The sequence below is a fragment of the Massilia sp. CF038 genome (assembly GCF_900129765.1).
GTDB lineage: Bacteria > Pseudomonadota > Gammaproteobacteria > Burkholderiales > Burkholderiaceae_D > Telluria_A.
This window is the reverse complement of record NZ_FQWU01000001.1, coordinates 639552-652043: the sequence shown is the minus strand read 5'-3', so window position 1 is coordinate 652043 and position 12492 is coordinate 639552. Positions and strand designations below refer to the sequence as shown.

10 protein-coding genes are annotated in these 12492 nt (G+C 62.1%); 8 read left to right on the top strand and 2 right to left on the bottom strand.

The window, feature by feature from the left end; genetic code table 11:
- Positions 1-7 precede the first annotated feature (7 nt).
- The 7 genes from BUC24_RS02890 (at position 8) to tal (ending at position 9259) form a co-directional block, all read left to right on the top strand.
- Positions 8-2098 (top strand): putative bifunctional diguanylate cyclase/phosphodiesterase, encoded by a 2091-nt coding sequence (locus tag BUC24_RS02890; protein ID WP_073212568.1) that lies wholly within the window; start codon positions 8-10, stop codon positions 2096-2098.
- Positions 2099-2193: 95 nt separating this feature from the next.
- The gene (locus tag BUC24_RS02885) at positions 2194-3756 is read left to right on the top strand and encodes an ATPase domain-containing protein (RefSeq protein ID WP_073212566.1); all 1563 of its coding nucleotides are present in this window, start codon (positions 2194-2196) and stop codon (positions 3754-3756) included.
- Entirely contained in the window at positions 3753-4976 is a 1224-nt protein-coding gene (locus BUC24_RS02880) for a sensor histidine kinase (RefSeq protein ID WP_073212564.1), read from the top strand. Before BUC24_RS02885 ends, BUC24_RS02880 begins: the two co-directional genes overlap by 4 nt.
- A 227-nt stretch (positions 4977-5203) precedes the next feature.
- Positions 5204-6670 (top strand): glucose-6-phosphate dehydrogenase, encoded by a 1467-nt coding sequence (zwf, locus tag BUC24_RS02875; RefSeq protein WP_073212562.1) that lies wholly within the window; start codon positions 5204-5206, stop codon positions 6668-6670.
- Positions 6671-6854: 184 nt separating this feature from the next.
- A complete protein-coding gene (locus tag BUC24_RS02870; RefSeq protein ID WP_073212561.1) occupies positions 6855-7208 on the top strand; it encodes a hypothetical protein in 354 nt (117 codons plus the stop codon).
- 215 nt (positions 7209-7423) lie between these two features.
- Complete coding sequence (locus tag BUC24_RS02860) at positions 7424-8278, top strand: SIS domain-containing protein (RefSeq protein ID WP_073212559.1); 855 nt, start codon at positions 7424-7426, stop codon at positions 8276-8278.
- Between the two features lie 48 nt (positions 8279-8326).
- Positions 8327-9259, top strand: coding sequence for a transaldolase (tal, locus tag BUC24_RS02855; RefSeq protein ID WP_073212558.1), 933 nt, complete (start codon positions 8327-8329; stop codon positions 9257-9259).
- A 72-nt stretch (positions 9260-9331) separates the two neighbouring features.
- Here tal and BUC24_RS02850 read toward each other — a convergent pair whose 3' ends face one another.
- A complete protein-coding gene (locus tag BUC24_RS02850) occupies positions 9332-10435 on the bottom strand; it encodes an NHL repeat-containing protein (protein ID WP_143167367.1) in 1104 nt (367 codons plus the stop codon).
- 91 nt (positions 10436-10526) lie between these two features.
- Positions 10527-11138 (bottom strand): TetR family transcriptional regulator, encoded by a 612-nt coding sequence (locus BUC24_RS02845; RefSeq protein WP_073212556.1) that lies wholly within the window; start codon positions 11136-11138, stop codon positions 10527-10529.
- A 157-nt stretch (positions 11139-11295) separates the two neighbouring features.
- Here BUC24_RS02845 and BUC24_RS02840 point away from each other — a divergent pair, with 157 nt between their 5' ends.
- Positions 11296-12492: an efflux RND transporter periplasmic adaptor subunit gene (locus BUC24_RS02840; protein WP_073212555.1), complete on the top strand. Its 1197-nt coding sequence runs from the start codon at positions 11296-11298 to the stop codon at positions 12490-12492.

Genomic DNA, 12492 nt, shown 5'->3' with positions numbered 1-12492 from the left:
CACTCGCATGAACGCCGCCAATCCGCGCCTTCCGGACGAAACACTGGTCGACATCGCTGGCCGGATCGCGCACATCGGTGGCTGGATCGCCGAGCCCGCCAGCGGCCATGCCTTCTGGTCCAAGGAAGTGTGCGACATTCACGGCGTGCCGCACGGCACCTCGCCCACCATTGCCGAGGCCATCGCGTTTTACCCGCCAGAGTGGCGTCCCTGGGCCCAGCAGCTGTTCGATGGCTGCGTGCAAAACGGCACCCCTGTCGATGCAGAGCTGCAAATCATCAGTGCCGATGGCAAGCGCAAATGGGTGCGCGTAATTGCCGAGGCCGTCTACGGGGCGCACGGCGAAATCGTGCGCGCGCAAGGCGCCTTCCAGGACATCAGCGCCGCCAAGCAGAGCGAACACCACCGCAACGTGCTCGATCATCGCCTGGCCACCATGATGGAAAGCATCACCGACGCCGTGCTGATGGTCGACCGCGGCTGGCGCTTTTGCTACCTCAACAGCTACGCCGAGCGCCTGCTGCAATGCAAACGCGAAGACGTGATCGGCACCGTCCTGTGGGACCGCTTTCCCGATGCCATTGGCGGGCGCTATTACCGCGAATACCACCGCGCCATGCGCGACAATGTCTCGGTCTGGTTCGAGGATTACTACGCCCCGCTTGACCTGTGGACCGAAATACGCGCGTATCCGTCCGAAGACGGGCTGGCCATTTACTTTCTCGACATCAGCGAACGCAAGTCGGCCGAAGAAAAAATCAACACGCTCGCCTATTTCGACAAGCTGACCGGCCTGCCCAACCGCGAAATGCTGCTCGACTATGTGCTGGAAGGCGTACGGGCCAACCGCCGCGACGGGCATTACCGCGCCCTGCTGATCATCGACCTGGACAACTTCAAGATCATCAACGATACCCGCGGTCACGACAAGGGCGACGAACTGCTGCTTCTGGTGGCGGCGCGCCTGCGCGAGCAGATCGACACGCGCGACATTCTGGCGCGCTTTGGCGGCGACGAATTCGTCATCCTGCTGCATGACCTGGGCAACGATGGCGCCGCTGCCGAGCAAGCGGCGCGCGCTACCGCCTTGCGCATTGTCGACAGTCTGGCACCGAGCTTTGCCATTGCCGGCCTGCCAGAATTCACCAGCGCCAGCATCGGCCTGACCCTGTTTGACGGCGAAGTGGTCAGCCCCGACGAGCTGCTCAAGCGGGCCGACCTGGCCATGTACCATGCCAAGGCAGCCGGGCGCAACACCTACGCCTTGTTCACGCCCGACATGCAGGCCCGCCTGGCTGACCGCGTCGCGCTCGAAACCGATCTGCGCCAGGCGCTCGCGCTGGGCCACTTTGTGCTGCACTACCAGCCCCTGGCCAGGGTCGATGGCAGCATGACCGGGGTCGAAGCGCTGGTACGCTGGAACCACCCCACGCGCGGCCTGGTGCCGCCCAACGACTTTATTCCGCTGGCAGAAGAAAGCGGACTGATTCTGCCACTGGGCCAATGGGTCATGCACACCGCCTGCGAATTGCTGGCGCGCTGGGCCCAGCAGAGCGCCACGGCGCAGCTGACCATGGCTGTCAACGTCAGCGCGCACCAGTTGCACCGGACCGACTTTGTGGCCCAGGTGCAAAGCGTACTGGCCGCCACCGGCGCGCCGCCCCAGCGCCTGAAGCTGGAACTGACTGAAAGCCTGCTGGTCAACGACGTGGAAGGCACAATTGCGAAAATGGCCCAGCTGAACGCCATTGGCGTGCGCTTTTCGCTGGACGACTTTGGCACCGGCTATTCGTCCCTGTCGTATCTGCACCGCCTGCCGCTCAGCCAGCTGAAGATCGACAAAAGCTTCGTGCGCGATGCACTCGGCGGCCAGCAGGGTGCCGCCATTGCCCACACCATCCTCGCGTTGGGCAAGGCCCTCAAGCTCAGTGTACTGGCCGAGGGTGTCGAAACAGCCGAGCAGCATGCCTTCATCGCCCACGCCGGATGCGGCGAATACCAGGGCTATCTGTACAGCCGGCCACTGACCGAAGCCGCCTTGGTGCAATTTATCCAGGCAGCAACAGAATCGCAGCAAGCACTCACCCTGCCCCCTTAGCCTGTCAGGCGGTATGGCAATTCCTTACGTGCGCAAGCGAACAAAACCAAATGGTAGACTGGAAATATATTTCTACTAATAGCAATGAGGACAGCGTGAACGATTTGGTCAGGACCGGCATCGCCGGACTCGATGAGGTGCTCCATGGCGGCTTGCCGCGCCAGAATAATTTGATGGTCGAAGGGGCGCCCGGTGCCGGCAAAACCACCATGGGCCTGGGTTTCATCTACGCTGGCGCCGCCCTGTATGGCGAGCCAGGGGCCATCGTCTCTTTTGAGCTCGACGCCGCCAAACTGATGCGCGACGCAGCCGGCTTCAACTGGCACCTGGAAGAATTGATTGGCGCCGGTAACATCAAGATCATCCAGACCAGTCCTGCTGTGCTGCTGAGCGAATTTCGCAATCCGGACGGCGCCTTTGCCGAAACCTTGCGCAGCATGGGCGCCAAGCGCCTGCTCATCGACGGCCTGACGCCCATGCGCCTGTACGCCGACATGCACGACATGCCCTTCCGCGAGGATCTATACCTGCTCATCGAAGGCCTGAACCGGCTCGGCGTGACCACCCTGGTCACCGCCGAACGCGATGAATCGATGGGCGCCGTACCAGCGCACGAACGTTTCGTTTTCGACACCGTCATCTCGCTCACACGGGCCGAGGTCAAGCGGCGCGTGCAGCGCCGCCTGACCGTGCTCAAGTCGCGCGGCCAGGACTTCATCGCTGGCAGCCACACCATGCGCATCGAACCCAATCAGGGCGTGCACGTGTACCGGCGCGCACAATCGCGCCCGCACAATATGCATGACCAGCCCACCTCTCAGGAACGCCTGTCGATCGGTTCCAAAGCCATCGATGACATGCTTGACGGTGGCCTGTACAAGGGTTCGGTCAGCATGGTCAGCGGCATTTCCGGCACCGGCAAAACGGTGCTGTCGGTGCAGTTCCTCAGCTCGGCCATCGCGGCCGGCCACAAGACGCTGCTGGTCAGCCTGGACGAGCATCCCCGTCAACTGGCGCGCAATGCCAGTTCGCTCGGCTTCGATCTGGACGGCATGGTCGACCGGGGCGAACTGTTCGTCCACTACGAATCACCGCTGGAGCTGGAACTCGATGTGCACTTCGAACGCATCATCAGCATGGTCGAGAAGGAAGGCATCGACGTGGTCGTGTTCGATTCGGTGGCCGTCTACGAGATGACCAGTCCCGACGAAGTGGCCGACTACCTGTATGCGCTGGCCACCTTCTTCAAAGACCGCCTGGCCACCATCTTCTTCAACTACGAAAGCCCCGAGCTGCTGGGACTGTCGCAGATCAGCGAAGAGCTCAAGGGCTCGCACCTGGTCGATAACATCATCCTGCTCAACTACGTTGAAATCTCCACCGTCCTGCGGCGCGCGATTGCCATTCCCAAGGTGCGCGGCAGCCGCAACCAGCAGATCACGCGCGAATATGTCATCGCCGAAGGCGGCCTGGTGCTGCTGGATGAAACCGGCAACAACGTCGACCCGAATGGCGTGGTGCCGCAGCTGCCGTTCTCGTCCTACTACGGCTTGCTGTCACGTTCGCCGTCGCGCCAGAGTCCCGTGATTGAAGACGCAATCGCGCAAGGCACAAAAATGCCGGAATCGGTCGAACTGCCGCCTGAAGCTGCAACGTGATCAACATCGCCCTGCCGGATGACGCGCTGACTGACTGGGACAGCTGGCGCACGCCTCTGCGTCAATTCAGCCAGGCCACCGGCCTGGCGGTGGCCGCCTACGACATTCAATGTGTGCGCCAGGTGGGACCGCTGCTGGCGTCGGGCACGGCGCGTCTGCTGAGCGGCTCGAGCCTGTGGCACGACGACGGCGCCGGGACCGCGCTCGAGCGGCGCCTGGTGGTGGGCGTGCTGGCCAGCGACGGTGCCCAGTGCGACAGCCTGCACGGCATGCGCGTATGCGCCACGCCGCTGCAGCAGTTCGGCCAGGTGTACGGGGTGCTGGTGTATGGCTGGGCATTTTCCGATTTCAGCTCGCCGCTCGAATGCGAAAAGATTGCGCGCCTGACGGGCGTCTCGTCGCAGGCACTGTGGAACGAGGTGCGGCTCACGACACCCGTGTCGAACGCGCGCATGGACACCTACACGGCGCTGCTTGGAACGCTGGTCAGCACCATCGACCGCCAGCGCGAGACGATTGAAGAACTCACCCGCGTCAACAAGACACGCGACCTGTTTCTGGCCACCGTGTCGCACGAGATGCGCACGCCGCTGGCGGCTTTGTCGCTGCGGGTGGAAGTGCTGCTGCGTACCGTGAAGGACTTGCCGCCCCAGGTGGAAAGCGGTCTGCAAGCCATGCGCGTGCATGTGCGCCAGGAAGCGGGCATGGTCGAAGACCTGATCGACGCCGCCCGCACCCTGACCGGGCAGATGTCAATCGCACTGGTGCCGACCGACCTGGGACGGGTGCTGCGCGACGCCGTCTCTACCATCGAAGAACAGGCCCACGCCAAATCGATTGCGCTGTCGGTATTCCCACCCGACCATGGTGACGGCATCGTGCTGCAGGCCGACGGGCGGCGCCTGCAGCAAGTGCTGTGGAATCTGCTGCTGAACGCCATCAAGTTCACGCCCGATGCGGGCGCGATTCAAATCGGCATCGCACAAGGAAGCTCACACCTCGAGATCGAAGTGACGGATAATGGTCAGGGCATTGCCGCAGCCGATCTGCCGCACGTGTTTGGCGCCTTCACCTTGCAAACCCAGGCCAACGCCACGGGTCTGGGCCTGGGTCTGTACATCGCGCGCCGCATCGTCGAGCTGCACGGCGGTTCGCTGACAGTGACCAGCGCCGGCCGCGACATGGGCAGCACCTTCACCGTCCGCCTGCCCCTGGCATAATCGGCACCACCGCATCGCCCTCGCGTCGGCGGGGTCCGACGACTCGGCGCATCTTGCCATGCGGACCAAAATCTCCCACAGTTTCGTAGTAAAATTTCTTGCAAATCGTGATTTTATGTAGTAAATTTACATGACCAGCTGCAGCGCGACTCCGCGCTTCGCGTGCGCCCCCAATGGCACGATGGCGGCATCATCATCACGGCACCCACTTACTGCGAACATACACTATGGCACTTACCGATTTTGACCTCGTTCTCTTTGGCGGCAGCGGCGATCTGGCAATGCGCAAGCTGCTGCCCGCAATGTACGCGCGCGACGTCGCCAACGACCTGCCGGCCACGGCCCGCATCATTTGCGTCGGCCGCCACGAATGGTCGCAAGAAGAATTCGTTGCCACCGTCGAAAGCACCTCCAGGCCGCACGTCAAAAACCCGGCCCAGGCCGCATGGGACAAATTCATCAAGCGCATCGTCTACGTGTCGCTCAACGCGACCGACGCGTCCACCTACGCGCCGCTGACGGCGGCCATGCGCAGCGACGACAAGCTCACCCGCGTCTACTATCTGGCCACGCCGCCGCACCTGTTTGCGCAAATCTGCGACAACCTGGCCGAAGTCGGCCTGGCCACGCCCAACTCGCGCGTGGTGCTGGAAAAGCCGCTCGGGCGCGACCTGGAATCGGCCAAGCAGATCAACTTTGAAGTCGGCAAGGTGTTCGCCGAATCGCAGATCTACCGGATCGACCACTACCTCGGCAAAGAGACCGTACAGAACCTGCTGGCGCTGCGCTTTGGTAACGTGCTGTTCGAGCCGCTGTGGCGCCGCGAATGGATTTCCGACGTCCAGATCACCATTGCCGAAAAGCTTGGTGTGGGCAACCGCATGGGTTACTACGACACCTCGGGCGCGCTGCGCGACATGCTGCAAAATCACTTGCTGCAGCTGCTGTGCATCGTCGCCATGGAACCGCCCACCTCGATCGCCCCGGACGCCGTGCGCGACGCCAAGCTGCAGGTGCTGCGTTCGCTCAAGCGCTTTACGCAAACCACGCTGTCGCAAAATATCGTACGCGGCCAGTACCGCGCCGGCCATGTCGACGGCAAGGCCGTGCCAAGCTATCGCGACGAACCGGATGCGCCGCAACAGTCGAGCACTGAAACCTTTGTGGCCATCAAAGCGGAAATCGACACCTGGCGCTGGGCCGGCGTGCCCTTCTATCTGCGCACCGGCAAGCGCATGGCAGACAGCCTGGCCGAAATCGTGGTGCGCTTCAAGCAGATCCCGCATTCGATTTTCAACCAGCCGACCAGCAGCTTCCAGCCCAACAGCCTGGTGATTCGCCTGCAGCCGGACGAAGGCTTGTCGATGAACCTGATGGCCAAGACCCCGGGCGACAGCATGCGCCTCAAGCAGGCCGAGCTCGAACTCGACTTCCGCGAACAGTTCAAGACCCCGCGTATGGATGCTTACGAGCGCCTGCTGCTCGATGTGCTGCGCGGCCAGTTGACCCTGTTCATGCGCGGCGACGAACTGGAAGCGGCGTGGGAATGGGTGGAACCGATTCTCGATTACTGGGAAGAAGATGACAGCGTGCCGATTCCATACAGCGCCGGCACCTGGGGCCCGGCCGCCGCGAGCGCCCTGATCGGCCGTGACGGCCTGCAGTGGCGCGAAGAAGCGCTGCCCGAGGACTAAACACACCACAATGGTTTGCAATGGCGCGAACAGGCGCTGGAGGAAGACTCCAGCGCACCACCACATCGCACTCGTGAAGGCGGCGGTCCGACGACTCGGTGCCTATTCCACGCTGAACGACTTCGGTCAGGTGGAATGGGTCCCCGCCTTCGCGAGGACGATGTAACTTTATTCAGACACCTCGATGCTTCTTGACTCCATCCGCACCCAGCTTGACTCGCTCTCCAAATCGGAGCGAAAAGTCGCGCTTGGCTGCAGGAAGATTGCAGCGCACCACATCGCACTCGCGAAGGCGGGTGCCCATAGCACGCTGATCAACTTCGGCTGCGTGGACGATGTAACGAATATTAAATACCCCATGCTTCTTGACTCCATCCGCACCCAGCTTGACTCGCTCTCCAAATCGGAGCGAAAAGTCGCGCTTGGCTGCAGGAAGATTGCAGCGCACCACATCGCACTCGCGAAGGCGGGTGCCCATAGCACGCTGATCAACTTCGGTAGCGTGGAATGGGTCCCCGCCTTCGCGAGGACGATGTAACGAATATTAAATACCCCATGCTTCTTGACTCCATTCGCACCCAGCTTGACTCGCTCTCCAAATCGGAGCGAAAAGTCGCGCTTGGCTGCAGGAAGACTGCAGCGCACCACATCGCACTCGCGAAGGCGGGTGCCCATAGCACGCTGATCAACTTCGGCAGCGTGGAATGGGTCCCCGCCTTCGCGAGGACGATGTAACTTTATTCAGACACCTCGATGCTTCTTGACTCCATCCGCACCCAGCTTGACTCCCTCTCCAAATCGGAGCGAAAAGTCGCGCTTGCCGTGCTTGAACACCCGGCCGCCACGGTCAGCCAGAACATCACCGCGCTGGCCAAAAGCGCGCAGGTGTCCGAACCAACCGTGGTGCGTTTCTGCCGCACCCTCGGCTACGACGGCTGGCACGAATTCAAGCTGAAACTGGCCCAGGGACTGGCCCTGGCCATGCCGGGCGTGAATGAACAGCCGGCCCAGGACGATCTGGCCTCCGACCTGGTCAACAAAATCTGCAGCCGCTCGATCAACACCCTGCTCGACTTGCGCAACAACCTGAACCCGGAAGCGATTCAGCGCGCGCTCGATATCCTCTCGCGCGCCAGCAAGATCGAGTTCTATGGCCAGGGCACATCCGGCATAGTGGCCACTGACGCCCAGCACAAATTCTTCCGCTCCGGCGTGCCCACCGTGGCCTATGCCGATCCGAACATCCACAGCATTGCCGCGGCCCTGCTGCACAGCGGCGACGCGGTGGTGGCCATCTCGCAGCGCGGCAACAGCCCCGCCCTGGTGCGCTCGGTCAAGCTGGCGCGCCGCGGCGGCGCCGATGTGATTGTGCTGGCGCCGTCGGGCACGCCACTGGCCGACCTGGCCACCGTGCTGATTCCGATCGACCTGGTCTTCAACACCGACCCCTACACGCCGATTTCGGCGCGCCTGGCTTACCTGGTGGTGATTGATGTGCTGGCCGTTGGACTCGCATTGCAGCGTGGTCCGGAGTTCCGCAAAAAGATGCAGAATGCGCAAAAAGCCCTGCAGGAATTTGACATGCAATTCGATTCATTCATTGGCTAGCGGCTGGTTGTACAATAGGTTTCTAACCTACTGAACAATATTGCCGAAATGAATCAACTCGAACAACTCAAGCAATTCACGACCGTCGTTGCCGACACGGGCGACTTCCAGTCCATCAAACAATTCACCCCGCAGGACGCGACGACCAATCCGTCGCTGATCCTGAAGGCGGTGCAAAAGCCCGAGTACAAGCCGCTGCTGGAAAAGGCCATCAAGGACCATCCAAATCTGTCCACGGGCGACATCATTGACCGCGTGCTGGTCGCGTTCGGCATGGAAATTCTGAAGATCATTCCCGGCCGTGTCTCGACCGAGGTGGACGCTGCCTTGTCGTTCGACACTGCCGCCACGGTGGCCAAGGGCCGCGAGCTGATCGCGCTGTACGAAGAGGCCGGTGCCGGCCGCGAACGCGTGCTGATCAAGATTGCCTCGACCTGGGAAGGCATCCGCGCCGCCGAGATTTTGCAGAAGGAAGGCATCCGCTGCAACATGACGCTGCTGTTCGCGCTGCCGCAGGCGATCGCCTGCGCCGAAGCGGGCGCGCAATTGATTTCGCCGTTTGTCGGGCGCATTTACGATTACTTCAAAAAGACCACCGGCATCGATTACACCGGCGCCGAAGATCCGGGCGTGCAGTCGGTCAAGCGCATCTACAACTACTACCGCAAGTTTGGCTACAAGACCGAAGTGATGGGCGCGAGTTTCCGCAATACCTCGCAGATCCTGGAACTGGCCGGCTGCGACCTGCTGACCATCAGCCCTGACCTGCTGCAAAAGCTGGCCGAGACCGAGGGCGCGGTGGAGCGCAAGCTGGGTGCGGAAACGAGTTCGGTATCGATCGAGAAAGTTGCGCTCGATGAAAAGACCTTCCGTTTCATGATGAATGAAGATGCCATGGCGACCGAAAAGCTGGCCGAAGGCATTCGTGCCTTCTGCGCCGATTCGGGCAAGCTGAAACAGATCGTCACTGCAATGCGATAATCCACGCCGCCTGCGGGCGGCGCTGTTGTTTGATCGGCCTTGGCCCGCGCGCAGCGCGGGCGTCTGCCGCTGTCAGGGCTGCGTGACTTTCAACACGGCGCGTGCGGTGCTGACGTACACGACGCCGCCTGCACTGGCTGCAATGCCGGCAATCCGCGGCCGCTCGCCCGCTGCGCCCCACACAGAATCGACTGTCGCTGCCGGCGTCTTCGCAATGGTCGTGACCACGCCGGCGGATGTGATTTTCCTCACCGAACTCCCTTGAGCAAAGTAAAGATTGCCTGTCGCGTCCCTGGCCATGTGGCCGTTGCCAACCTGGGCTGCCAGACCGGTGCCGTCGACATAGCCGGGCGTATTCACCTGGCCCACAAAGGTGCTGCGGCTGCCGTTCGCATCGAAGTGGGCAATGGTCGATTCCAGAGAAAACACCCACAATTGCCCGGCCGCTGACACCGCCATGCCGCGCGGCGCCGAGGTCTGGGTGCCAGACAGGGCCATGTCTGCCACGCCTTCGAGCATGCTGGTGGTGCCGGTCGGGCTGACCTTGCGGGTGCCAAGATTATCGCTGGCATACACATTGCCGTTGCCATCGACGCCGACCGAAGACAAGATGTAGGCGCCGGCGGCACGTGAGTCGCGCGGTCCCCTGGCAATTGTGAACATGGTCGACAAGACACCCTGCGGGCTCAGGCGCCGAATGTTTTGCGCGTCTGCCATATACAGATTACCTGCCGCGTCAAACGTGAGCGCAGTTGGCTGGATTTGCACCTTGTCCGGTGCCGTTTCATTGAGATCGGTGACCACGCCGCCACCAGCCACCGTCGATACCGTCCCCGTCGTGCTGATCTTGCGCAGCAGCGCATCGTCAGCGACAAACAAATTGCCGCCAGCATCGAGTGCCAGCGCGCTTGCGCTGGTAAAGCGGGCGTTGGCAACGGGGCCGTTCACGCTGCCGGACTCGTAGATGGCGCCGGCCAGCACCGTCATGTTATCGGAGGTCACAGGCGATGGCGAAGGCGCGGGCGATGGCGAAGGCGCGGGCGCTGGCGAGGGCGCTGCAGGCGCGCTCCCGCCCCCGCCACAGCCTGCCATCAATGCGAGCAGCAAACCACCACCGATCACGCGTTTGAAGATGGACAGGCGTGCGGCGCCGGCGTGGTGCGTAGAGTCATGCAATGGGCGCATCGTAAAGCTTTCAATAGTGGAGAGGGCCGCGCTCGAGTGGCGGCCGAAGTTGCACATTATGCCACGCACGGTCTCCTTGCCGCTATGCCCGCAGGGCCTCCAGATGGGTGTCCACGATGTCCGCGCCCATTTTCATCAGATTGAAATCGTGTCCCATGACCCAAGTGCGGATCAAGCCCTCGACCATCACCCACAAGCCCAGCGCGACGACTTTGGGCTTGATGCCCGCCTTGATCTGTCCGACCCGAATGCCGGTTCTGACCTTGCCCTCCACCCGCAGCAACCAGTCGGCCTGGCTTTGTGCGCGGCGCTCGCGCAGCACGGCCATCTCGCCGGTGTATTCGATTTTCAGGGTTGCAATTTCAAAAGCGCGGCGCGCGTTTTCATCTTCCATGGTGATGCGGAACACGGTCGTCGCGTAGGCGCGGATATCGCCCAGCGGATCGTCGCCATCCTGCTTGTCGAGCAAGGCCATGGCCGATTCGAACGGCATTTTCGCCCGCTCCATCATGGCGTCGAACAAGGCGCCCTTGTCGATGAAATGCCAATATATGGCACCGCGTGTCACACCGGCCGCAGTTGCGATATGCTGGAGGGTAGTGCCAGAAACACCATTCTCCGCGAACAAGGCCGATGCAGCGTCGAGAATGCTGTTACGGGTGACCAAAGCGTCTTCCTTGGTTTTACGCACCATTGCTTTCTCCAGATCAAAAAAATAAGCGCTAAAACATTAAACATACATTCGTGATAGTATATTCGAAATCGATTCGACCGCGTCAGCCAACAATACCGGCGGCAGCAAGTGTCCGGTAAATACAACGCGACGCCCTAAAAAAAAGGAAGTCCAAGCAATGCATCCGTCCCGCCCTCTCGCCCTGCCGCTCGCCGCAATCAGCCTGGCCACGCTGTTCCTGCTCTCCGCCTGCGATAAAAAAGATCCCGCTGCCGCCGGCGCTGGTGGCCAGCGGCCACCACCGGAAGTCGGTGTCATCAGCGCTAAATTCCAGCCCGTTGCGCTGCAGACAGAATTGCCGGGCCGGGTGGAGCCGGTGCGCGTCGCGCAAGTGCGGGCCCGCGTGAATGGGGTGGTGCTCAAGCGCTTGTTTACCGAAGGTAGCGAGGTCAAGGCCGGCCAGGTCCTGTACCAGATCGACCCAGCCCCTTACCAGGCTGCACTCAACAGCGCGCGCGCTGCGCTGGGCAAGTCAGAAGCAAACCAGACGCAGGCAGCAGCCCAGGCCGAGCGCTACAAGCCACTGGTCGAAGCCAATGCTGTCAGCAAGCAGGAATACTTGAACGTGGTTGCAGCCGCCAAGCAGGCCGAAGCGGACGTCGCCGCCAGCAAAGCCGCGCTGCAAATTGCCCAGATTAATTCGGGCTACGCCAACGTCACGGCGCCGATTGCCGGCCGCATTGGCCGTGCCCTGGTCACCGAGGGTGCGCTTGTTAGTGCAACCGAAGCCACCCAGCTGGCCCTGATTCAGCAGACCAATACTGTCTACGTCAACTTTACCCAGTCCGCCACTGAGCTGCAGACGCTGCGCCGCAATGCCGGCGTCAAGCTGGCCAACGGCAGCGCCCCTGTCACCATCGTGCTCGACGACGGCACCGAGCTGACGCAAAAAGGCAAGCTGCTGTTCTCCGACGTGACCGTCGACCCCACCTCGGGCCAGGTGACCTTGCGCGCCGAAGTGCCCAATGCCGACAACGCCCTGTTGCCTGGCCAGTACGTGCGCGTTCGCGTGTCGCAGGCAGAACTGCCGGCAGGCATGCTGATTCCTCAGCAGGCAGTTACCCGCAGCAACCAGGGCGATACCGTGATCGTGGTCGGCGCCGACGGCAAACCCGGCCCGCGCCCGGTCAAGATCGGCTCGCAAGTCGGTGGCAACTGGGTGGTGCTGGAGGGCCTGAAAGAAGGCGAGCAAGTCGTGGTCGACGGCTTCCAGAAAATGCAGGCCCCAGGCGCGCCAGTCAAGCCGGTGCCGTGGACGCCGAAGCAGCCTGCCGTCGCACCAGCAGCGCCTGCCAAAGCCGCTGCCGCTAAATAA

Excerpts from the sequence above, each read along its gene's own strand:
- BUC24_RS02845 (WP_073212556.1), bottom strand. The coding sequence starts at position 11,138 with ATGGTGCGTAAAACCAAGGAAGACGCTTTGGTCACCCGTAACAGCATT.
- BUC24_RS02860 (WP_073212559.1), top strand. The coding sequence starts at position 7,424 with ATGCTTCTTGACTCCATCCGCACCCAGCTTGACTCCCTCTCCAAATCG.
- tal (WP_073212558.1), top strand. The coding sequence starts at position 8,327 with ATGAATCAACTCGAACAACTCAAGCAATTCACGACCGTCGTTGCCGAC.
- zwf (WP_073212562.1), top strand. The coding sequence starts at position 5,204 with ATGGCACTTACCGATTTTGACCTCGTTCTCTTTGGCGGCAGCGGCGAT.
- BUC24_RS02840 (WP_073212555.1), top strand. The coding sequence starts at position 11,296 with ATGCATCCGTCCCGCCCTCTCGCCCTGCCGCTCGCCGCAATCAGCCTG.
- BUC24_RS02890 (WP_073212568.1), top strand. The coding sequence starts at position 8 with ATGAACGCCGCCAATCCGCGCCTTCCGGACGAAACACTGGTCGACATC.
- BUC24_RS02870 (WP_073212561.1), top strand. The coding sequence starts at position 6,855 with ATGCTTCTTGACTCCATCCGCACCCAGCTTGACTCGCTCTCCAAATCG.